The organism is Okeania sp. SIO2F4 (assembly GCF_010672385.1).
Classification (GTDB): Bacteria; Cyanobacteriota; Cyanobacteriia; order Cyanobacteriales; family Microcoleaceae; genus Trichodesmium.
The window spans coordinates 1-22492 of record NZ_JAAHGT010000048.1; the positions used below are offsets into that span (position 1 = coordinate 1).

General features: G+C 33.8%; 18 protein-coding genes and 1 pseudogene. 6 read left to right on the forward strand and 13 right to left on the reverse strand.

The window, feature by feature from the left end; all coding sequences use genetic code 11:
- Positions 1–612 (reverse strand): S-formylglutathione hydrolase (fghA, locus tag F6K22_RS05385; RefSeq protein WP_293094247.1); only part of this gene is annotated, 612 nt, incomplete at its 3' end.
- Between the two features lie 524 nt (positions 613–1136).
- Here fghA and F6K22_RS05390 point away from each other — a divergent pair.
- On the forward strand, positions 1137–1736 hold the full coding sequence (locus tag F6K22_RS05390; RefSeq protein ID WP_293094250.1) for a ribonuclease III domain-containing protein: 600 nt from the start codon (positions 1137–1139) through the stop codon (positions 1734–1736).
- 1325 nt (positions 1737–3061) lie between these two features.
- Here F6K22_RS05390 and F6K22_RS05395 read toward each other — a convergent pair.
- Both F6K22_RS05395 and F6K22_RS05400 read right to left on the reverse strand, forming a co-directional pair.
- Complete coding sequence (locus F6K22_RS05395; RefSeq protein ID WP_293094253.1) at positions 3062–4171, reverse strand: S-(hydroxymethyl)glutathione dehydrogenase/class III alcohol dehydrogenase; 1110 nt, start codon at positions 4169–4171, stop codon at positions 3062–3064.
- A gap of 284 nt (positions 4172–4455) precedes the next feature.
- Complete coding sequence (locus F6K22_RS05400) at positions 4456–5199, reverse strand: sulfotransferase-like domain-containing protein (protein WP_293094255.1); 744 nt, start codon at positions 5197–5199, stop codon at positions 4456–4458.
- 134 nt (positions 5200–5333) lie between these two features.
- On the opposite strand from F6K22_RS05400, the gene F6K22_RS05405 reads away from it, so the two are divergent.
- The 3 genes from F6K22_RS05405 to F6K22_RS05415 all read left to right on the forward strand — a co-directional run bounded on the left by F6K22_RS05405 (position 5334) and on the right by F6K22_RS05415 (position 8936).
- Complete coding sequence (locus F6K22_RS05405) at positions 5334–7091, forward strand: NAD+ synthase (RefSeq protein ID WP_293094288.1); 1758 nt, start codon at positions 5334–5336, stop codon at positions 7089–7091.
- Positions 7092–7464: 373 nt separating this feature from the next.
- A complete protein-coding gene (locus F6K22_RS05410) occupies positions 7465–7995 on the forward strand; it encodes a dihydrofolate reductase family protein (RefSeq protein ID WP_293094258.1) in 531 nt (176 codons plus the stop codon).
- 344 nt (positions 7996–8339) lie between these two features.
- Positions 8340–8936, forward strand: a complete 597-nt coding sequence (locus F6K22_RS05415; RefSeq protein ID WP_293094261.1) for a hypothetical protein — start codon at positions 8340–8342, stop codon at positions 8934–8936.
- Between the two features lie 458 nt (positions 8937–9394).
- Here F6K22_RS05415 and F6K22_RS05420 read toward each other — a convergent pair whose 3' ends face one another.
- Complete coding sequence (locus F6K22_RS05420; protein WP_293094264.1) at positions 9395–10819, reverse strand: WD40 repeat domain-containing protein; 1425 nt, start codon at positions 10817–10819, stop codon at positions 9395–9397.
- Between the two features lie 104 nt (positions 10820–10923).
- Positions 10924–11502 carry a ferric reductase-like transmembrane domain-containing protein gene (locus F6K22_RS05425; protein ID WP_293094266.1) on the reverse strand — a complete coding sequence of 193 codons (579 nt, stop codon included), beginning with the start codon at positions 11500–11502 and terminating at the stop codon, positions 10924–10926.
- 1217 nt (positions 11503–12719) lie between these two features.
- Between F6K22_RS05425 and F6K22_RS05430 the strand changes: the two genes are divergently transcribed.
- Together F6K22_RS05430 and F6K22_RS05435 are read left to right on the forward strand one after the other, a co-directional pair.
- The gene (locus tag F6K22_RS05430; RefSeq protein WP_293094268.1) at positions 12720–13310 is read left to right on the forward strand and encodes a hypothetical protein; all 591 of its coding nucleotides are present in this window, start codon (positions 12720–12722) and stop codon (positions 13308–13310) included.
- Positions 13311–13453: 143 nt separating this feature from the next.
- A complete protein-coding gene (locus tag F6K22_RS05435) occupies positions 13454–14389 on the forward strand; it encodes a PrsW family intramembrane metalloprotease (protein ID WP_363272895.1) in 936 nt (311 codons plus the stop codon).
- A gap of 88 nt (positions 14390–14477) precedes the next feature.
- On the opposite strand, the gene F6K22_RS05440 is transcribed toward F6K22_RS05435, so the two are convergent.
- The 8 genes and pseudogenes from F6K22_RS05440 to hpsL all read right to left on the reverse strand — a co-directional run.
- Positions 14478–15095: a hypothetical protein gene (locus tag F6K22_RS05440; protein ID WP_293094271.1), complete on the reverse strand. Its 618-nt coding sequence runs from the start codon at positions 15093–15095 to the stop codon at positions 14478–14480.
- Positions 15096–15428: 333 nt separating this feature from the next.
- On the reverse strand, positions 15429–16280 hold the full coding sequence (locus F6K22_RS05445) for an alpha/beta fold hydrolase (protein ID WP_293094274.1): 852 nt from the start codon (positions 16278–16280) through the stop codon (positions 15429–15431).
- Between the two features lie 499 nt (positions 16281–16779).
- Positions 16780–17013, reverse strand: coding sequence for a transposase (locus F6K22_RS41750; protein ID WP_363272897.1), 234 nt, complete (start codon positions 17011–17013; stop codon positions 16780–16782).
- Positions 16970–17290, reverse strand: coding sequence for a hypothetical protein (locus F6K22_RS05450; RefSeq protein ID WP_293094277.1), 321 nt, complete (start codon positions 17288–17290; stop codon positions 16970–16972). The genes F6K22_RS41750 and F6K22_RS05450 overlap by 44 nt, the downstream gene beginning before the upstream one ends.
- A gap of 32 nt (positions 17291–17322) precedes the next feature.
- Positions 17323–18489: a hormogonium polysaccharide biosynthesis glycosyltransferase HpsO gene (hpsO, locus tag F6K22_RS05455; RefSeq protein ID WP_293094280.1), complete on the reverse strand. Its 1167-nt coding sequence runs from the start codon at positions 18487–18489 to the stop codon at positions 17323–17325.
- Between the two features lie 236 nt (positions 18490–18725).
- Positions 18726–19562, reverse strand: a pseudogene (locus tag F6K22_RS05460) (Rpn family recombination-promoting nuclease/putative transposase).
- 420 nt (positions 19563–19982) lie between these two features.
- Complete coding sequence (gene hpsN / locus F6K22_RS05465) at positions 19983–20984, reverse strand: hormogonium polysaccharide biosynthesis glycosyltransferase HpsN (RefSeq protein WP_293094282.1); 1002 nt, start codon at positions 20982–20984, stop codon at positions 19983–19985.
- Positions 20985–21208: 224 nt separating this feature from the next.
- Positions 21209–22492 (reverse strand): hormogonium polysaccharide biosynthesis protein HpsL (gene hpsL, locus F6K22_RS05470; protein WP_293094285.1); only part of this gene is annotated, 1284 nt, incomplete at its 5' end.

Here is a 22492-nt window from a genome sequence, read left to right on the forward strand (position 1 = left end):
ATAATTACGCCAATTTTCTTGATTTGTACCTAAATAATTGGTAAAAGCTTTTTCACCCCAAGGGCAACTCATAGGTGCTGCAATTGGAGCAAAAGCCGAAACAGATTGATATTTTTCTGGATTTTTTAAAGCACAAATTAATGCTCCATGACCTCCCATCGAATGACCGAAAATACTTTGCTTATCTGGTTGTATAGGAAAATTTTTGGTAATAATTTCTGGTAATTCTTCAACGACATAACTATACATTTGATAATGCTTTTTCCACGGTTCTGAAGTAGCATTAATATAGAATCCTGCACCTGTACCTAAATCCCAATCATCATCCTCTCCAGCAATATTAGTGTTGCGTGGGCTTGTATCTGGTGCAATTAAAATTAATCCATATTTATTAGCAAATTGTTGCGCTCCTGCTTTAGCCATAAAGTTCTCTTCAGTACAGGTTAAACCAGAAAGAAAATACAGAACTGGAAGGGATTTTAATTTCGCTTGCGGTGGTTGATAAATTGAGAAACGCATCTCAATATTACAGGCGGAAGATGAGTGGAAATAATAGCTGACTGTGCCACCAAAGCATTGATGTTGTTTAACAAGTTTAATTTCTGTAGACATAAGTCATTTAAGTTATCAGTTAGCCTCCTCCGGAGGAACTGCGCAATTCAGTTAGCCTCCTATGGTCGGAACTGCGTTAACAGTACCTCCAGCTAAAACTGAAGGCAAGAAAATCCGAAATTTCCTTATATTCAATTCCGTTGGGGTTTTAACCAGAGGTAATTATTCATTATTCATTATCCATTATTAATTAATGAAAGATACTCTCTGAAACTTTATTTTTTGGTGATAAAACTGCTACAAAGTGCTAACTATATTTCAGTCCTTTTTGATAGTGGAAATTTTATAGTTGCAAATAGCTGTATATTCTTGTCTATTCCCTGTTCTCAGTTAAGTTGTTCTCTATCCCCTTTTTTAGATTTACTTTAAAAACAATCTCTCAGACTTTTTTGAGACAAATATTATTAAATAATTAACTATTCTGTAATTATCTGCTAGGAGATTGTAGTAATGATTAATTAAATTACCATTTTTATGGAGAATTGGATAATATTATGGGCTTAAATATTGAGGCTGTAAAAAAAGTGAGTATAGCCATCCCCCAATTTCAACATCCTGAACTTTTGGAGATTGCTCTAACTCATCCAAATCACATTTATGATGGGACTAATATTATTAGGCCAGAACAAAAACAACAGGCTCTAGAGCATCAGGGTTTGGCCAACTTGGGCTATGTAGTTTTTTGTCGAATTGTTAGTAATTATTTATCAGACAATTTTTCTAGTTTAGGTAAAGCAACTCTGACTATTATAGAAAGCGATCTTGTCAGTAGAAATATGCTGTCTGAATTTGCTAGAGATTTAAAGTTGAGGGAGTTTTCTCTATTGGGAAAAAGTTATAAATGGAAGCATAAAAGTGAGCAGAATAAAATTTTAGCTCAAATGTTTGAAGCTCTAATAGGTGCAATTTATTTGGAGTTTGACCGAAATTTAGAACGGACTTATGATTGGTTAGTTGAACATTTTATTGCTAAAGCAGTTAATCAGATTTTGACTACTGCATTTAAAGATGATTCAGATTTAGAAACAGATTTTCAACTGATAGATTGGATTGAGGTTTTAAAATTACCTTTATTAAATCCAAAGAGTTTATATAGAAAAAATAATCCCTTGCTTGAATGTTAATCAAATTATTGTTGATTGTAGTTTGAGTTGTAGGTTTGGTTTTGGCTGTCGCCGACATGAAAAGCGGCAGCGCAATCCAACAAAAACTCTACGGTATCTTGATACATTGCCTCAATACACAGCCTGAAAATACCATGGCAATCAGGAATGATTTTGATAGATATTTAAGAACAATTAAGAGCAATCAAAATCCTTTTATATTCTAACTCCTGAGTTCTAAGTTCTAATTACCACTAAAATCTTACAACTGAAATATGATTGTTATATAGGACTATGCAAATATTTTTTTGACTGTTCTAAAACTTCAAATCTATTACCTGTAAAGTTTTTACTCAAGCTGACTGCTGAGTGCTGAATACTTATAGCTATAATCTTGAATTTGAATTTTTGAGTTGACAGTATTAAGTTTTTTTTGCCTCAACCCAACCTACAAATATTATCTAATGTTTGAGTTTTAACTTGGAACTTTTTAGTTGACCGTATTAGTTTTTTTGCCTCAATTCAACCTACAAATATTATCTAATGTTTGAGTTTTAACTTGGAACTTTTATAGTGCTTTTCAGATAGATGAAGCAGATATTCACAATCAAAACGTTGTCAGGACGTTCCATCGAACTACTGTGGTCTACCCATAAAAAAATTGTTCTAAGTTGACAATGTTGGGTTGAGGTAACGAAACCCAACCTACAAATATTATCTAATGTTTGAGTTTTAACTTGGAACTTTTTAGTTGACCGTATTAGTTTTTTTGCCTCAATTCAACCTACAAATATTATCTAATGTTTGAGTTTTAACTTGGAACTTTTGAGTTGACCGTATGAGTTTTTTTGGCCTCAACCCAACCTACAAATATTATCTTTCAATTTTTGAGTTTTAACTTGGAACTTTTGAGTTGACCGTATGAGTTTTTTTGCCTCAATTCAACCTACAAATATTATCTAATGTTTGAGTTTTAACTTGGAAATTTTATAGTGCTTTTCAGATAGATGAAGCAGATAGTCAAAATCAAAACTTTGTCAGGACGTTCCATGGAACCATTGTGGTCTACCCATAAAAAAACCGTTCTAAGTTGACAATGTTTGGTTTAGTTACCTCAACTCAACCTACAAATATCATCTTTTAATGTTTGAGTTTTAACTTGGAAATTTTGAGTTGACCGTATGAGTTTTTTTGGCCTCAACCCAACCTACAAATATTATCTTTCAATTTTTGAGTTTTAACTTGGAACTTTTGAGTTGACAACGTTAGGTTTTGTTACCTCAACCCAACCTACAAAAATAATCCGTGCATCCCTGTGAAAAATTATTTTTATGCTTCTGCCTTCTTTAAAAAGTTACAACACTCCGAATAGACTTACCTTCGTGCATTAAATCAAAAGCTTCATTAATTCTTTCCAATGGCATAACATTAGTAATTAAATCGTCAATATTAATCTTCCCTTCCATATACCAATCAACAATTTTCGGTACATCTGTACGACCTTTTGCTCCTCCAAAAGCTGTACCTTTCCACACCCTTCCTGTTACTAACTGAAACGGACGAGTCCTAATTTCTTGCCCTGCACCTGCTACACCAATAATGACACTAACACCCCAACCTTTATGACAACATTCCAAAGCTTGACGCATCACATTAACATTACCAATACATTCAAAAGTATAGTCGGCACCTCCCTTTGTTAAATCTACTAAATAAGGAACTAAATCTCCTTCTATTTCTTTGGGATTAACAAAATGTGTCATGCCAAATTTTTTGGCTAATTCTTCTTTTGCAGGATTAATATCAACCCCAACAATCATATCAGCACCTACCATTTTTGCACCTTGAATTACATTTAAACCAATACCTCCTAAACCAAATACAATTACTTTTGCTCCTACCTCTACTTTGGCAGTATTAATAACAGCTCCAATGCCAGTTGTAACCCCGCAACCTATATAACAAACCTTGTCAAAAGGAGCATCTTCTCGGATTTTTGCTAAAGAAATTTCCGGTAATACTGTATAGTTAGCAAAGGTTGAAGTTCCCATATAATGATGTATCATTTCGCCATTTAATGAAAATCTACTTGTACCATTCGGCATCACACCACGACCTTGAGTAGTTCTAATTGCTTGACATAAATTGGTCTTCATACTGAGGCAATATTCACACTGACGACATTCTGGAACGTAGAGAGGGATAACGTGGTCTCCTGGTTTAAGGGTTGTGACATCAGGCCCAACTTCGACAACAACTCCTGCCCCTTCATGGCCTAAAATACTTGGGAATAAACCTTCGGGGTCAGCACCGGAAAGAGTATAAGCATCGGTATGACAAATTCCGGTTGCTTTAATTTCTACCATTACTTCTCCAGCTTTCGGGCCTTCTAAATTAACAGTTTCTATGGTTAATGGTTTTCCTGCTTCAAAAGCTACTGCTGCTTTAATTTCCATTTTGTGATTGTCCTAAAATTGACTTATGAAAATGATTGGCGGTAATAGTTTATGTAAAGAAGAAGAAATAAGCAAGGAGAAAATAGGATAAGATTTTGTAGTTTAATGAGTTAAGAAAGTAACAAGAGACAGGATAAAAATTCACCTCATAAAATTTAAAGGATATGGGAAAATTTTCAATTCTGATTTACTTGCTGCTTAGAATCATAATTTACAGTCTTATTTTCACTTTAGTCTAAATCCGTAAAATTCGTATTTCCTTTCAGACTATTTCCGTCCCTTATTCATTTTCCTCCCAATAAACGGTGTTGGTTCAGCTTTTCGTAGTATGGCATACACAAATTGTAGAGAGAAAGCAATTTTTGATCTTGATGAATTTTTAAGTAAGATTTCTCAGTATTTTGAAACCCATAACTAATTCGTAAATTGTCATGCCAACTTCCATTATCCCACCAACTTATTTCATTAGAATTGCCAGGAGGATTCCAATTTAATGCTTCTGGTATAAACGGAATACCTATTCTCGAACAATACTCCTTAATTATATCTGTTGTTTTTTCTACAATATCGTCAGCATTAATAACAACAGGAATTTTACCTGTACGCTCAATGACTTTGTTGAAAAGTTCAAAAAGTTGTTTATAACCACATTCCTCAAAATCAAGATCGGGCATTTTATAATAATAGGAAGGTAGCATTTGAGCTGGATTGCGAATTAAAAAAGTATGCTGTAAATAATCAATAAATTCATTATTTACAATTTGCATAAAGTGTAAAGGAAAATCTTTAATAAACAATCTGTTATTCTGAGATTTTACCTTTAACTCTTGCAATACATTCTGATAATTATATTCTGCTTGTGATGCAATATCTGGCACACGATTAAAAATACGTTCCTCACTATAGTATGCTGAAAGACCAAAAGGTTCGTGAAGTACTAAAAAATCACCTCTTTGCTTAACCATCCACCCAAAAGCTGTGGATCTGGAGCGAGGAGTAGACCATAATGCAATTATTTTTTGATCCATTATTACTCTAATAATCAGAAGATTTAGTAACAGAAATAATATTTGTTGTTTGCCAAATATCATCAAGGTTTGCAACTTTGCCTATCCCGTTTGTTATATTTATTGTACACACAATCTCTAATAATGTAAAAATTATGAAAATAGCGATCGCTCAACTTAATCCTATTATTGGTGATATTTCTGGTAATGCTAAATTAATTTTAGAAGCAGCACAAAAAGCACAAAGTTTAGATACTAAGTTGATGATAACTCCAGAATTGTCATTGATAGGTTATCCGCCACGAGATTTATTAATTTATCCTAGTTTGATTGAAGCTGCTGGTGTCGAATTAGAAGGTTTAGCTAAAGATTTACCATCAGAAATAGCTGTTTTAGTAGGAACTGTAACTTTTAATTCTCAAGCTGCTGAAAAAGGAGAAAAATCATTATTTAATAGTGCAGCTTTATTAACTAATGGAAAAGTCAAACAAATATTTCATAAACGACTTTTGCCTACTTATGATGTATTTGACGAAGACCGATATTTTGAACCAGGCAAAACTAGCGATTTTTTCACATTAGAAGTTTCTCCTAACAGCTCAGAATCTTCAGCTAAAGTTGGTGTGACTATTTGCGAAGATTTGTGGAATGATGCAGAATTTTGGGGAAAGCGAAATTATACTTGCGACCCCATGAAAGAATTAGCAGAACAACAGGTTGATTTTGTAGTTAATATGTCAGCTTCTCCCTATCGAGTTGGCAAACAAAAATTGCGAGAGGCAATGTTAGAACATAGTACAAATCGTTATCAAATACCAATTATTTATGTCAATCAAGTAGGTGGGAATGACGATTTGATTTTTGATGGTTGTAGTGTGGTTTTTAATTCTGCTGGGAATGTTATTTATCGTGCTAAAGCTTTTGAAACAAGTAAGGCAGTAGTAGAATTTAATTCAGCCAAAAAAGATTTAACTTCAGTAAATTTTGAAAGTATAAATTTGCCAGAAAGTGAAGATGAAGAAATTTGGTCTGCTTTAGTTTTAGGAGTAAAAGATTATGTGCGAAAGTGTGGTTTTTCCAAAGTTGTCCTGGGTTTAAGTGGAGGAATAGATTCAGCTTTAGTCGCAGCGATCGCTACTGCTGCATTAGGAAAGGAAAATGTTTTTGCTATTTTAATGCCTTCTCCCTACAGTTCAGATCATTCTGTTAAAGATGCTTTGGAATTAGTAGAAAATTTGGGTATTGCTAAACAACTTATATCTATTGGGGATTTAATGAAAGGTTATGACAATAGTTTGGCAGATTTATTTGCAGGTACAAACTTTGGTATTGCTGAAGAAAATATTCAATCTCGGATTCGGGGAAATTTATTAATGGCAATTTCTAATAAATTTGGTAATTTACTTTTATCTACAGGCAATAAGTCAGAAATGGCAGTTGGTTATTGTACTCTTTATGGTGATATGAATGGTGGATTAGCAGTAATTTCTGATGTTCCGAAAACTCGCGTTTATTCTCTGTGTCAGTGGTTGAATCAACAGGCGGTTAATATTAATCAAAAATTCTTTGGTTCCGAAAATTTACTAATTACTCAAAAGCAAAATATTATTCCCGAAAATATTCTGACAAAAGCTCCAAGTGCTGAGTTAAAAGAAGACCAAAAAGACCAAGATTCTTTACCTGATTATGAAGTATTAGATGATATCTTATTTCGGTTAGTAGAAAACTGCGAATCTTTAGCAGAAATTATTGCAGCAGGACATGACTCAGAGGTAGTAAATAAAGTGCTGAAGTTAGTGATGCGGGCAGAATTTAAACGTAGACAAGCACCCCCTGGTTTAAAAATTAGCGAGCGAGCTTTTGGCACTGGTTGGCGGATGCCTATTGCTAAGAAATTAACAATTAATAATTAATAATTACCTCTTCTTATAACCGATAGGATTGGGCTAAAATGATTTTTTTTCTTTTTTCTTTTTTCTCCATGAATGGAGAGACTTTATACCTTAATATTTCGGTAAATTTTCAGAAATTAAGAGTTAGATTATATGAATTTATGGATAATATCAAGTAACATTCATTAACCACAATGTAGGGACGTTTTTGCTGGCGCAAAGCTCCGCTAACGGCTAAGAGACAACATGAAACGCATTTTTGTTATGCAACGTCCCTACGAGGTTGGGAAAAGATTTTTTATTATGTTTTTCTTTCACTATTCTCTGTTATATGTTCCCTGTATCGTGACTGTAGCAATATTTTATCAAATTGGTATTAAACTGGGAGAATGAGATGGCAAACTATGTCTATATAGCAACAAGTTTAGATGGATTTATCGCTACAAGTAATGGGGAATTAGATTGGCTAGAAGAATTACCAAACCCCGAAAAAAGCGATTATGGATTTGCTGAATTTATGAATAATATCGATGCTGTAGTGATGGGAAGAAAAACCTTCTCAAAAGTTTTAACTTTTGAGCAATGGGTTTATGATAAACCTGTTTTTGTATTAAGTAATAGTCTCACCAAGCTTCCAGAAAGCATTGTTGGTAAAGGTGAAATTGTTAGTGGGGATATAAAGAGACTAATCATTCAATTGAATCAAAAAGGATATCAAAATTTATACATTGATGGAGGTAGAGTAATACAAAGTTTTCTTCAAGAAGACCTTATTGATGAAATGATTATTACTCGCGTTCCAATTCTTCTAGGAAAAGGATTTCCTTTATTTGGTAAACTAGAACAACATCTTCAGTTCAAGCACAAAAAAACGGAGATATACAATAATACTCTGGTCAAAAGCCACTATATACGAGATAGATAAAAGTAATTAGGGTTTGCTGAAAAAGTCTTTTTAAGGAGTAGGGGAGTAGGTAGGGACGTTTTGCTGCGCGACATGAAACGCATTTTTGTTATGCAACGTCCATACAGAGTAGTTAGGAGAAACGAGGAATTATAGAGGAAATAGTCGGATATAAAAGTCCCTTTATCTTTCTACTATCTCCCCTGTCTTTTGTGCTAACTTTTTGAGCGAAATCAACTGAAAACCAGACACTTTTTTAGACCGAAAAAGGCTCAAATCTTTATCTGTCAGTGATTTTATATTTAATCAGCAAGCCCTAATTACTAAGCATATTTTTAGCTAGATTGCAAAAGGAATATTAACAAATGCCTTATAGTAAATTCAACTTAGATGAACTACTAACAAACTTTAATCTAAACCTAGTCGAAATTCAAGGTAAATTCAACAACTTACCTGAAGTTGTACCTAGTAAAATACTACAAGAACTTTTCAAAGACTATATACCTTTAGCAGTTGCTATAGGTTCAGAAAAAGCCCGTTCCGAATTAATTGTTGCGCCGATTTTAGTAGAAGTAAAAAAACAACTAAATAATCAAATTAGCATTTTTTCTGGAATAGAATTTAACGTTAATCCCGACCAAGGTTTAAACGGTTTTTGTGATTTTATTATTAGTCATTCCACAAGACAACTTGTCATCGAAGCACCGGTTGTTGCCTTAGTAGAAGCAAAAAACGATAATCTGAAATCTGGTTTTTCTCAATGTATTGCAGAAATGCTAGCTGCTCAAATTTTTAATCAAAGAAAAGGTAATAATATTAATAAAATTTATGGTGTTGTTACCACAGGAACAGTTTGGCAATTCTTAGAGCTAGAATCTGAATCTATAATTGTAGATTTAGAAGAATATTCTATAAATAATTTACCAAAAATTTTCGGCATTTTAATGAGTTTAGTTAGTTAGAAAGTCTGTCACAGAAATTAGGAGTCAGAAGTCAAGAGTCAGGAGTCAGAATGAAAGGAGGAGTCAGGAGACAGGAGTCAGGAGTCAGAATGAAGAAATAATGTGCTAAAAGTTTTCAATATTTGATAGTTTGGCAAAAAGCACATCAACTGGTATGATACCATATTCGCTAGAACAGTTATTATTACGCTCGTAGTTGGGCTTTAGCCCTAAGACAAACAGTCGGGCTAAAGCCCAACTACAAACAAAAACTCTACAAATTAGTTTTAATCGTTTCCTCCTGCTGACTCCTGACTCCTGAGTCCTGACTCCAAAACTTAATAGACATCTGGTGGAAAAGAGGGAGTAGTAGGGACGTTACATGCAACGTCCGTACAGAGTAGGGAGTAGGGGGAAATAATTGATGGTTTATACGTATGGGATTGATTTAATTTTTGATGATCACGCCTATGTCTAATCTACTGCAACCAACCGCTCCAAGGACTAACCTCAAGCACTCCTGTTGGTGTCATCACTACCCGGAATAGTGCAAAAGACTTTTTCTGACTCGTAACTTGAGAATTAGCACTATTTAACAATTGCGGTAAAGGTGTTTGTTGAACATAATCTCTAGCTGATTGGTTCATAGGTTCTAAACTGACAATGACACCATCAACATCAACTTTCATCTGAAATAGTAAATCCTCATACCAACTTGGAGTCTGTTGCCAACTTTGGTCAATTTGGTCATATAACTTTTGGTTTAACTCCTCTAGCCTAACTCTATCAGTAATCTCCGAGATTACAACTATATCTGCTTCTTTCTTAACAACAGATGGGAGAGTAGCATTCTGTAACTGTTTATCACTCAAACTTGATACAGGCCACAATTTAATAGTACCATCAGCACTACCACTGGCAAGAGTTTCACCATTTGGGTTAAACTTTAAAGACCAAACAGCTTTAGAATGATCCGTAAACGTTTTCAGTAACTCTTCTGTATTCACCTCCCACAGATGAATTTTTCTGTCGTAACTACTACTAGCTAGAATTTTGCTATCAGGACTAAAAGCAACAGATAAAACCGCTTTTTCATGTCCTTCTAAAGTAGATAAAAGTTGACCTTTTTCTATCTGCCATAATTTAACTTTTTGGTCTTGACTCCCACTAGCAAGAATTTTGCCATCAGGACTAAAAGCGATCGCCCAAATTGTGTTTGTATGTGCTGCAAAGGAGTGGAGTTTTTTACCTGTCTTCAATTGCCAAGTTTTAATTTGACCTTTTTTACACCCGCTAGCAAGTATCTCTCCATCAGGACTAAAAGCTAGAGCAGTTATAGGTTCTGGATGTTGAATTGTCATCTTAACAGAGCCAGTTTTGAGATTCCATACCTTAATCATACCATCATAACTACCACTTGCCAGAGTCTGACCATCAGGACTCATTGCTATAGCTTTCACATCATCGGTATGACCTTCAAGAGTTTGGATAAGATTTCCATTTCTGATATCCCAAAGTTTAATGCGGTTATCCCAACTACCACTAGCAATAATTTTTCCATCAGGACTCATAACAAGAGATTCGATCGCATCTGCATGAGCATTGATAGTACGAACTAATTTACCGTTAGTTAAATTCCAAATCTTAATCTTACCATCATAGCTACTGCTTGCTAGAGTTTTTCCGTCAGCAGTGATGGTAACTGCATATACCCATGCTTGATGTCCTGAAAGAGTGAGAGAGGGTAGAGTTTTTTGTTCTGATGTCCGAATATATTTATTAGTTGATGTTGATAGCGATCGCCACGACCACAGTCCACTAATAGTTGCTAAAGTGGCTGCTGCTATGACTGTCGAATATTTCCAAGGCTTGGGTTGAGCGAGCATAAATTTTAATCTTGTCATTAATTATTACTTATAAAAAAAATCAGATGATTTTTACTATTAATTGAATTTGCACCCTTGAGTTTTTACTAATTAAAAAAATCATATTACTATTTACTAAGTATCTAAGTTTTCCCCTTAGTTTTTGCCAATTTTTTTCTGCGCTCTAGAAATTTTCTAATAATAAATAACACTGTTATCCCTGTAATTCCCAGCATTGCTAATGGGGTAAGATAGCTCCAATGACCCCACATTTTGTCTATGACGTGCCAGACTAAGAGAAACATTGCTAAATAAGTCAGCTCATGTAATTTCTTCCAATTTTTCTTCATTTTTTTGATACTCCAATCATTAGAAGTGATTGTTAGTAGTGTAAAAATAATGAAAGTCACAACTCCTTGTACATATATCCAATATGTTTGAATATCAAAAAAATCAAAGTTTCTCTTGAGAACTAGCAAAACTCCATGACCAAGAGCAAATAGAAAAGCAATTACACCTATTTGACGACGATACTTCAGTAATAATTTAGGAATTTCCGTCTTTTTTGTGCTGGGAAAAACAATTCTGAGAATTGTGGGTAGTAAAGTTATGATATAGCATACTAATGCCAATAAACCTAAGTAGTTTGCAACTGGTGCTGTATCCAAAATAGTCTCTCCTTTAGTTACTAAATTTTCTTTAACCGATAATTTTTTTCTCATTCATATAACTACTTACAGTAGTTATTTTTCTCTAATTACTGTACTATCAAATTAATATCATTTTTGATTATTTACATCAGTGGAATTACGAGGCTAAATTATTACGTTTCATCCAGAATATATTACTGGAAAATTTTTGGAAAAATAGATATTTTTGATGCTAGTTATTAATGACTAAATTCAATAATCATGCAGCAAATACTAGGAGTGTAAATATTCTGAAACTTATTACATCTTGTATATATTTACGAAATCTAGAAGCTTAATTCCGGATAATTACTTAGGATGAAATTAAACAGATAAATAATCTCTAAGTTTGATTCAGGATACTTAGACGTTCAGTTGATATTTTCATTCCCTGAAATGACACGGTTGTGTAAGTCTTAATTTCATAGTAATTACATAGAAGTAGCAATATTGATCAATAAATACTTTTCATTGTCTGAAGATAAAGTTAAAAATTACTACTTGTTTACTACTGTCAAATTGCTTTGGGATGTACCCATCAATTTTAGCCATTACCTAACTCCTGATAATTTTCAGCTAAGAGTTTGTTTTGTTGTCTAAGCTGATATATTTCTGAGTTTTCAGAGATTATGCAATTTGTCATACTTGCAACAAATAATTGCAATCAAGGCTATACTTATACAGTAGTTTTGCTTCATTTTAGAGTTTGTTTTGTTGTCTAAGTTCATATATTTCTGAGTTTTCAAGGGTTATGCAATTTGTAGTAGTTGCAACAAATAATTGTAATCAAGGCTATACTTATACAGTAGTTTTGCTTCATTTTAGAGTTTGTTTTGTTATCTAAGTTCATATATTTCTGAGTTTTCAAAGGTTATGCAATTTATCAAACTTACAGCAAGTAATTTTAATCAAGGCCAAGTACCTGTGCCAAATTAATTTAATATTTGTTGGTAGGAAAAAGAATCTCTATAGCTTCCCTTTGTCACAAAGGAGGTAGGTAATAGGGAGTATTGACTTAGTTGGATTTTTGCCTTACAAAAGGTTATAATAACTCTATATTTTCTGTTCCCTACTCCCACAATAAATCACTACATCTATAGGACTACTTTTTGATGTTTATCTATGTAGCGATCGCCCTACCTGAGTTTTATTAGTTTCAGAGAATATTCTCTCATACGATATGATTAGATAAATTTTTATTATTTGACAAAATATTAAATGAGTAAAAAATCCTAGAATGTAGCATCAATGTGATAAATATTTGTTACATGGGTTATACAGGAAAGATTGAAGAATATATTTACTATCCTCAAAAAAAATATACCTACGATGACTATAAATATAATTTATCCATTAATAAATTCAGATGGAATAAAAATACTCGATGTTTCAACTACCTATCTAACAATATTCATTTAATTGATTTATGTTATTATCAATTAATCAAACTTTATCAAGATAAATTTCCCAAAATTTATGTTTTTTTATACGAGAAGTTCCGCCAAAATATCGAAGATTTAATTGCAAAGTTTGAAAATATTCTAGAAGACAAAGTAGATAATTTTGATACTAGCTTGTTGGCTGAACGAGTAAATGAAAAATTTGATACTAAAAAATTATACAGAACAAGAGCGATTAACAAGATTAGATATATTATTAAGACAAAGAATAAGTATATTTTAAATGGAATAGTTAATGATACTCATAAACCACTTAGTTATGAACGGCAATATATTCAGAGAATAACAAAATATTTTTATGTTGAAAACAATCAAAAAATTATTAGGGAATATCCAGAAATATCTATTCAAGATTATCCCGAACAATATGAACTAATATGATAATTATCAATTAAGTCAATAATTTTTATAAATTTTATTGATAGTAAAGTTTGTATGGATTGTATAAACATCTTTTAAAACGATATAAGTAGTTAATTTATCAGTGGAATATTTAAGCGCGTTTAAATACAAAAAACTAATCTATGAAAAATATAATCCCCAATTCAAAACCAGGCAAAGCCGAACTTATTCCTATCACTTCAATGCAAAAAAATTTAGTGAAGGAAGGTTACTTAATACCAGGCATTGTCACAGTAGTTTTTGTCGTTTTGATGTTCGTTTCTGTGGGAATACCAGAATTATATGAATGGCTAATAGCAACTTATATTTCTGGTGCAGCTTTCTATTTTGTTTACCATTTGTGCCATAAACCTAAACCTTGGTGGGTATTATTTGGCTCCGGTTTTGCTACTTGTGTAATTTTAGCCAGTCCGATTTTACTTCTATTCATTATTGTATTTCGTGGTATTCTGCCTGGTAATCTGCCAGAAAATTTGGAACAATTAACCTTTCCTATCTTGTTTATCAAAATGTTTTTTGGGGCAGGATTAATGGAAGAATTACTGAAAGCACTACCAGTGTTTGGCTGTATGTGGCTTGGACAAAGATTACGAAGTCCCCGCAGAGAAGAAGTGGGAGTCTGGGAACCTTTAGACGGTATTTTAATTGGTACTGCTTCCGGCGTTGGCTTTACAATGTTTGAAACCTTGGGTCAATATGTGCCGGGAATCGTAGAAAATGTCACAGAATTATTAGGAGAGGGTCTTTTAGGATTAGGAGTAGGCTATTTAGCAGGATTACAACTACTCATACCCCGAATTCTAGGATCTATCACTGGACACATGGCCTATAGTGGTTACTTTGGCTATTTTATTGGTTTAAGTGTGATTTATCCCCAGGAGCGATGGAAAATTTTAGGAGTTGGTTATCTAACTTCTTCTTTGTTACACGCTTTGTGGAATTCTACAGGAGATAGTTTGATAATTTTAGCGACAGTAGGTGCAGTTTCCTATGCGTTTTTTGTCTCAGCAATTTTAAAGGCAAAGGAAATATCAAAGCTGCCGATCAAACTTAGATAATAGACAGAAAAACGATCGCATTACTTAAGGAACTTAGAGCGATCGCTTTTAAAACTGAATATAAACTTTTATCTTTTAGTATAAACTTTTAGCTTTTAGCAGGAGTTACCTTAATCTTGAGGTTATCAAAACCCATATTCACCCACTCACCTCTCACAGGCAAATCTATTAAGAAGCCAATTTTAGACCCCAAAAACGGATCGTCCTCACCAAAAGTAAAGTTAAACGACCATTCCTTTGTTTCTCCCCTTTTCATCCGAGGCTGTGAACGAGATGTTTTAATAGCAGTAGTCAGTAATGTACCAGAATTGTCCTTATCTCCTCCCACAGTTAGGCCAAGATAATCAGCATGACCAAGATCCGCTAGTTCTCCGGTGTTTTCATTTTTCGGTCCATTGAAATTGCAGACATCAATAGTTACGTCGTAGTCTCCAGGAACTAAAGGAAAATCGAAATTAATAAAAGCTTGTCCTCCGAATTTAGGGACACTATTAGCCATTGCTAGTACTTTTGAGCCAGCAGTAGCTTTGCAATCCTCAAATCCATCATCTAAGAAGTGTACTGAGCCTACAGTCCAATCACCATCGTCTTCTACATCATTTTCGATTACTACGATCTGTTCTTGGGCAACAGCCATAGTTGGATTAATACCGAAGCAAGTCAATGCCAGTAACACTGAAATTACCCATGCAAGTATTGATTTCATCTTAGAGTCTCCAGTTTTTGTTGTTTAAATGCTTGGGTAGTGTTTTCATTCTATGCCAATAGAGTTGAATAACCCAATCCTTAACCCATGTAGGGTTGCACTTAATTACTAAGTAACTTTTCCCAATACATAATGATCAAAATTTAATATTTTATTTATAAATATAAATTAGCCTAAACTTTTTAATTATATCAGGGCTTACGCAACTAAACAATAAACTAGGTTTATTGCCCTGATTATTGTTTTTTGCTCTCAGGAAATTTTCTCGATCAACCCGATTTCTTTATTAAGTCCTGTCTATTAAACTATTACTTTAGCATTACCAAAAATTTCTTAATTCAGCCAGTCGGCGATCGCTTCTATTTGGTCTGTTGATAATAAAGGTGGGTTATGACCACAAGGAAAATGCTTCACAGTTATTTGGGGATGAATAGATTGCATTTTCTTGATAGTTTCTGGTAACAACAGATAAGATTCTTTACCATGTAACAATAATACAGGAGAACTTACTGATGACCAAGTTTGCCAAAAATCAACTGGTTTTAGTTCACCTTTACTAACTCTAAACACATCTATAATAGATAAATCGTAGTGTAATTTATATTGACCTTCAGAAGTCTTTTTAACAGTATTTTTAGCTATATGTTCCCATTCTATATCGGCTAAAGTGCCATAATCAGAATAAAATTCTCTCACATATTCTGTTACTTGAGTCAAATTCTCAAAATTAGGCTTTCCTTGACTTAAATATTTTGTTGCCCAACGTTTCAAACTTTCAGGAACAATCTCTGGACCAATATCATTTATAACTAATCTGTTAATTAGAGAATTTTTTTGAGAGGCAATAAACATTCCGATTAAACCTCCCATTGATGTTCCTATCCAATCAATATTACTCAGATTTAATTTATCAATTAAAGTTAACATATCTGAGATATAAAGAGGTAGACCATAATCAGATGAATTGGATAACCAATCGCTTTTCCCTCTACCTACTATATCTGGGCAAATAACTCGATATTTTTCTTGCAAGGCAGCTGCTAAGTAGTCAAAGTCTCTCCCTGTACGACTAAAACCATGAACACAAATTAACACCCTTTTATTCTCAGGATTACCCCATTGAGTATAAGCCATTCTATGCTGACCGTTCGGGTTTTTACATTCTATATATTCATACTTTACCATTATCTTTCTCGATCCTAGTTATCGGTAAATATTTGTATTCTTTTGCTTATTTATAGTTCATAAAAATATAGTCAAATATGACATATCCTTATTTTGCAGGAGTTACTCTAACTGGGTTTCAACACCACGCCAGTTGCGTGACTGTCTGGAGACCCGCCCAACGCACTTGCTTATCTATCCCATAGTCAAAGACATTTGGGATTGCTTTTCTCATAATATTTAGAGAACCGTTAACGTAACTCATTGATTAATCCAATGCTTGCGGTACGATTGCATTCCTCTTTTTCTTGATGCAACAGCGAGTGGGGGAAACCCCCAAGACCGCGCTGCATCGCTTTATTCTTTTCGGTGAAAAGGTGACTTGATTTTTCTCACCTTTCTTGTAAACAGGAATTAGATCCTTATCTATAAAACTTACTTTTGAGGTATAAGATTCTTCTAACTTATTATAGGGAACAGATATAAAATTTTGATTATTTTTTTTCCCTAAATTTATCTTCTATTTCCACTCTTCATTGTGCCCTATTATCAATGTTCCTATTTTCTGGTTAATCAGGGTATTAATAATCAAATGATATGATTTATGAAGATAATCATTAATTTTGAATTTTCTTTTATTGCAAAGCTTTTTCAGACTCTTACTAGATTGATTTTCCTGGAGTTCAGATTGTCGGAAGCTTTTAACTTTATTATAGTATTGATTTAGAGATTTTAACGGTCTCCCATTTATCAAGATAGGTTTGATTCCGGCGCTTATTAAAAGTTAATGTAGCTAAATTGTTTAATCCAATATCAATACTAGCAACACGGTTTTTTTCTAAGAGGTATTGTTTTTCGCATTTTTCATAAATGACTTCAATGACATAATGGTTAAGTCTAGGGACGAGACGAACTTGTTTAATTTGTAAAGTAGGTACTAATGTTTTTAGATAAATCACAGTTTTACTTGGATTAATAATTCCAAGTTTTAAGTTGCCTCTTGCTGATAGCTTGTGTTGTATAAACTTCAATTTAGGAGACTTCCTGACAGCTAAATGCTTACCTACACTAACTCCTGATAAAAACTTAATAACTGCCTAGCTAAAGCTTTATTTGTATACTGACTCATTGCCTTTTCATAACCTTTTTGCCCCAAACTTTCAGTTAATTCTTTTTGCTCCATTAACTGCATTAGACGATTTCTTAATTCTTCAACATTTCCCTCTGGAAAAACTAAACCAGCATCCCCAATTACATGAGGAATTTCCCCAGAGTCAGAACCTATTACAGGAACTCTACAAGCCATTGCCTCAATTAAAACATGACCAAATTGTTCTTTCCAACCCACAGAAGTTAAAGTTTTAAACTTATAAGTAGTTTCTGATGGCAAAACCAAAGTATTCATCAGATTAATATATTTTTGTACATGGTCGTGAGGCACACTTTCTACAAAAATCAAGCGATCTTTAATTCCTAATGCTGTTGCTGTTTCGACCAAAGTTGTTTGTAATTCACCCCTACCCAATAATAACCATTTCCAATTTTTTTCCTGTAAACCTGCTAGAGATTTAGTTAAAGTTAATAATCCTTTTTCTTCAACAAAACGCCCCACAAAACCAACCACAAAATCATTAGGTTGAATCCCTAAACTATCTCTTAATTCTACTTGAGGTTCTGGTTTAAATAAAGTTTCATCTACTCCTAACTGAGGCATAACTTTTATCGGACCTTTGTAACCTCTCTCCCTTAAAATATCTTCTCCATCTTTGTTACCTGCAACAATTCCATCAGTATTTCTGAGGTTATAACCTTCTAGCAAAGAAATAGGAAATTTGAGTTCGTAAGGTAAATTCCACCAAGTGAAAAATAATTTTTTAGCCTTGAGTCCTAAAAGCTTATTAAAAGTAATAAATTGAGCATAAGTTAAAGCTTTAGAACCCTGTTCTACTTGAATAATTTCAGGCTTTAATTTTCGGAGCAAACTAATTAGATCGGGACCGAAAGTTAGTAAAGCTTGATTATTTTCGCTGTAATTAGAAACAGGTACTACTTTAAAGGAACCCTCATCAATAAATTTGGTTTCAACTATTTGACTTTGTACCCCTTTTGGATTCCAACGTTGAGGTACAACAACCGTAACTTCAATACCCGGTTCAAGTTTAGCTAAAGCGCGTAACTTTTCCCGATTAAGGTCAACAATATAGGTGTGGCTAGCTATTAATATTCTCATGGTTTTTATTGTATAGTTTAGTATTTATGAAACAGTATATACTAGATTTTTCAGAAAAATTTGAAGTTAGAGATTTTAATTCAGTTTTTTCTGATTGAAAATATCTATTTTCAAATCAAACAAGCTTTTATATTACTTATTTGAGGATATTACTCTTCATGACTAGTTCGGTGTAACTAAGAGACTAAATCAGATATATATATTTTTGAAATTTCACATTGCCTGACTTAATTGTTCTAATTGCCTACTTGATAATTGATTAAAGCGTTCTTTTTATTGATATCAAATTTACCTAATAAACGCTCTAGTAAACTTATAATTAATTCTCTTTTACCTTCTTCACGACCCTCTGTTTTACCTTCTTCTCTACTAAAAGCAATTTCTCCCCTCCAGTCGAGAATAAATCGCTCTTGTTTTTCCAATTGTTGTAATTCCTCTAGGGTTAAATTAGCCTCATTAGCAATAGTAAAAGCACGATCAATTTCAGGAACTACTCCCATTGAATCTGGTACTATTTCCAAACTATTAGTATGTTTCATAAAATAAAGCCATTTATCTGTAATACTTTCTAAATCTGCCAACTTTTTTTTAAACTTAGGTAACTCCACAAAAAACAGTTCCAAATCCCTATCTGGATAAACAAAAGAATCATCCCATTCTTTCAATGCAAAGTGGGTAATAATTTTTTCACTCTCCTTAAACATCGTAAAATCAGCAATAGTTAGAGAAATTACAGGTTTTAAGTCAGGGTAAATTTCCCCTTGCTTGAGTTGATTAACATAAACTTTAGCTGCATAGTAAATAACTCGTTTATTAAAACCTTCTATATTTAATACCTACATTTCAATGATAACTATAGAACCATTATCAAGTTTGGCTCTCACATCTAAAAATGAATCTTTGAAAATAGCGATCGCTCCTGCTTCATAGATATTAATAAATTCCAAGTCACGGATAGTATTTTGACCTTTATAGAGTAGTGAATTCAGAAAACTAATCAGAATATCTTTACTCTCAGCAGAGCTAAAGATTTTTTTGAAGGCATAATCTGTTCTTGGATTAATAAATCTCATACTAAATCAGGTTTGCAGTATATTAGTTAATAAAGACAGATAGCAGGAGTTTGTCGCAAATACTTACCAAACAAATTAATTTAATTTGATTAAATTTATAGCAATCCTCCAAAATAATGTCACACATAATTCAAAATTATTACAGCACTTTTTAAGATGGTGAGGTACAGTTTATTAATTACTTCCAGATCCGGTGTTCCCTAAAATTATAAAACTTTTTACCCCCAAGACTTGAAAACTGTTATAATGCAAAATTATTGCTATAGGAAGGAATATACAACAGTAGGAAAAACATTTACCCTGATTCGATTCATCATCATATGGCGTAACCAACTCTTTCTTTGCTATAGTTAATTTTTGGCAAAAAATCAATCTTTTTATCGGTTGCCAACCAAGAATTAAATTGTTAATTATTAATCATTAATTACTTTGTCGAGTATAAATTTGCCCGTCATCCCAAATAGATTTAATCCTAGTTTGAACAGCACTCAGAAAACCAAGAGTATAAAAACTTCCACGAGTAATTATTTTGATCGGAGAACCACCTTTATAACAAGGAGGGTTCCCCAAAACATGACAATCAAATAATTTGGCAAAGAAACGCAAACATTGATTAGGAGTCAGATTTTTTAATCCCATAAAAAAGTGATTGTGATAGAAAGTAACTTGATACTTGAGCGACCTTGTAGAAATATCATGGCAACCTCCACTTTCTTCACCCAAATGAACTAAAGAAGCTTCTGGGTCAAACCAAATCTGATAACCAGTTTGTCGTAACCTCAAACAAAAATCCGACTCTTCCCGTACTGCACTACCACGAAACCGCTCATCAAAACTCAAGCCATACTTAGTAAAAACTTCTCGGCGATAGGACATATTACAGCCTCTTGCTGAAATGACTCGTTGAGCTTTTACCGTATGTACCAGATCGATATGATACCAGGCAATACCAGGGTCTGATGCTTCAGGGGGCAAATCCTCTATTTCTAAATCTCCGCCAGAATCTCCTAATTTCATCCGGTCAAATACTCGTCCTGCCACTGCCCCTATCTCTGGGCGATCTACATAGTTACGAGCATGGGCAGCCAAAAATCCTTTTTCCATACGTACATCATCATCAATAAAAAGGATTATTTCCCCATTACAATGTTTGACCGCATAATTCCTTGCCCCTGGTAAACTCGCCCAAGTCAGACGGAACAATTTAATTTTTCCAGCATTAGCTTGTTCTTCTAAATAAGCTTGAGTATCTGGTTTATGAGTAGCAGTTTGGTCAACTACCAAAACTTCAAAATTAGGGTAGTCCTGTTTAATCAGATCGGCGATCGTATCTATAAGAGGTTCTTCCCGATTATAGGTAGGAATAACAACAGAAATGGGAATAGTTAATTGTTGATTTTCTTGAGTTAGAGATTCGTTCATTTTTCACCTTATAAATATCTTTCTTAAGATAAAACTTGACATAATAGAGAAGTTATGTAATTGCTATTGAATTGATATTTCGGATATGGAAATAGACATCTCCAATACCAATAATAAAAAATAAAATCAATTATCCTACCAGATACATCATTTGTTTCTCCCTGCTCCCTGCTCCCTGCTCCCTGCTCCCTGCTCCCTGCCCCTGCTCCCTGCCCCTCCCTATTCTATCTATTTTCCATTTCTTCTTCAGCTTTAATTCTTGCCTGTTCCTGTTTATCAATTTCTGGTAGCCTTATAATTACTCCAGCAAAATACCAATAATAAACTGCAACTGGGTCTACATCAAGAGGGTAATAATAAGTGTTATAACTCATAATTAGAACAAAAACCCAATAGCTAGCACCATAACTACGCATACTCTTGTCTTTAACAGAGCGATAAGCTTTGAAAGAAGTAACAGTAATAGTCGTTAGTAAAAGTAACATTGCAATTGCACCGATAGGTCCTATTTCATAGATTAGCTTAGGATAATAAGTCTCAATTAACCTAGTTCTACCAAAAACTCTAGCTGAGTTAGTAGCTCGCCCTACCCCATTGCCAAAAACTCCATTTTGTGCATGACTAGATTCCTCAAATTGTTGAGTAATAAAAGCAGTGGGTGGTGAAGCTTTCCAGCGACTCACAAAACTATCTATTCGTTCTTGAACAACTTCGGGATTAGATACTACTACTCCTGTAAGAAGAACACCTAGTCCAATACCAATAGGAAGAAACCTTTTGAGGTTAGCCACCTGACCTGTTAAGACTAAGAGTATTATTGTTACTGTAGGAACTAGAGCTAAAGCAATTCTTTGACCGCTAATAGCTGAATTAATAAAAACTACTGCCATACCAAATAAACCTGTTGTTCGCCAAAGGGGAGAGGGGTCACTAAAAGCAACAGCAAAGGTAAAGGCAGCATTAGAAATCAAGAACCACCCCCATTGCCAAGGTGCAACAAAAGTACCAGGTAAACGAATTACACCCTGACTAGGGCTAAATAGTAGAGCGCCCCCTACTAAACATTTAGCTTCTAGGGTTGCCTTAAATAATTGGTCTCCAGTAAAACCACGAGTACCATTACACTTACCAGAACTTAGGAATTGGTACTGTACCATACCAAGTAAACAGCAGATAATAGCCAGAATTACTGCAAGACGGGCAGCAAATAATAACTCTTTTTTACTTTTGAGTTTATAATAAGCTCCTGTGATTAGAGGTAAGTAGCCAATCATTGCTTTGAGTCCCAATATTCCCAGAAAAATGGGTTGCTCGGCTTTCCTGGGTGGGTCGCCTGGCCTGGGTGTGGGTTGGTTAAACTGTTGAGCACCATTAACAAATAGTAAGGTGATCAAACAAAACCCCAATAAAAAGTACAGGGGGTTTTTCAGTGCCTTGGGAATGATGAATGGATTTCCTGTTTTCTTACACCACATACCAATGCCAATCATTGCTGGAATGAAGAAGCC

What these genes read in the sequence shown, in the direction of transcription:
- F6K22_RS05395 (WP_293094253.1), bottom strand. Translation starts at nt 4,171, where the DNA reads ATGGAAATTAAAGCAGCAGTAGCTTTTGAAGCAGGAAAACCATTAACC.
- F6K22_RS05400 (WP_293094255.1), bottom strand. Translation starts at nt 5,199, where the DNA reads ATGGATCAAAAAATAATTGCATTATGGTCTACTCCTCGCTCCAGATCC.
- F6K22_RS05405 (WP_293094288.1), top strand. Translation starts at nt 5,334, where the DNA reads ATGAAAATAGCGATCGCTCAACTTAATCCTATTATTGGTGATATTTCT.
- F6K22_RS05410 (WP_293094258.1), top strand. Translation starts at nt 7,465, where the DNA reads ATGGCAAACTATGTCTATATAGCAACAAGTTTAGATGGATTTATCGCT.
- F6K22_RS05415 (WP_293094261.1), top strand. Translation starts at nt 8,340, where the DNA reads ATGCCTTATAGTAAATTCAACTTAGATGAACTACTAACAAACTTTAAT.
- F6K22_RS05420 (WP_293094264.1), bottom strand. Translation starts at nt 10,819, where the DNA reads ATGACAAGATTAAAATTTATGCTCGCTCAACCCAAGCCTTGGAAATAT.
- F6K22_RS05425 (WP_293094266.1), bottom strand. Translation starts at nt 11,502, where the DNA reads ATGAGAAAAAAATTATCGGTTAAAGAAAATTTAGTAACTAAAGGAGAG.
- F6K22_RS05435 (WP_363272895.1), top strand. Translation starts at nt 13,454, where the DNA reads ATGAAAAATATAATCCCCAATTCAAAACCAGGCAAAGCCGAACTTATT.
- F6K22_RS05440 (WP_293094271.1), bottom strand. Translation starts at nt 15,095, where the DNA reads ATGAAATCAATACTTGCATGGGTAATTTCAGTGTTACTGGCATTGACT.
- F6K22_RS05445 (WP_293094274.1), bottom strand. Translation starts at nt 16,280, where the DNA reads ATGGTAAAGTATGAATATATAGAATGTAAAAACCCGAACGGTCAGCAT.
- hpsO (WP_293094280.1), bottom strand. Translation starts at nt 18,489, where the DNA reads ATGAGAATATTAATAGCTAGCCACACCTATATTGTTGACCTTAATCGG.
- hpsN (WP_293094282.1), bottom strand. Translation starts at nt 20,984, where the DNA reads ATGAACGAATCTCTAACTCAAGAAAATCAACAATTAACTATTCCCATT.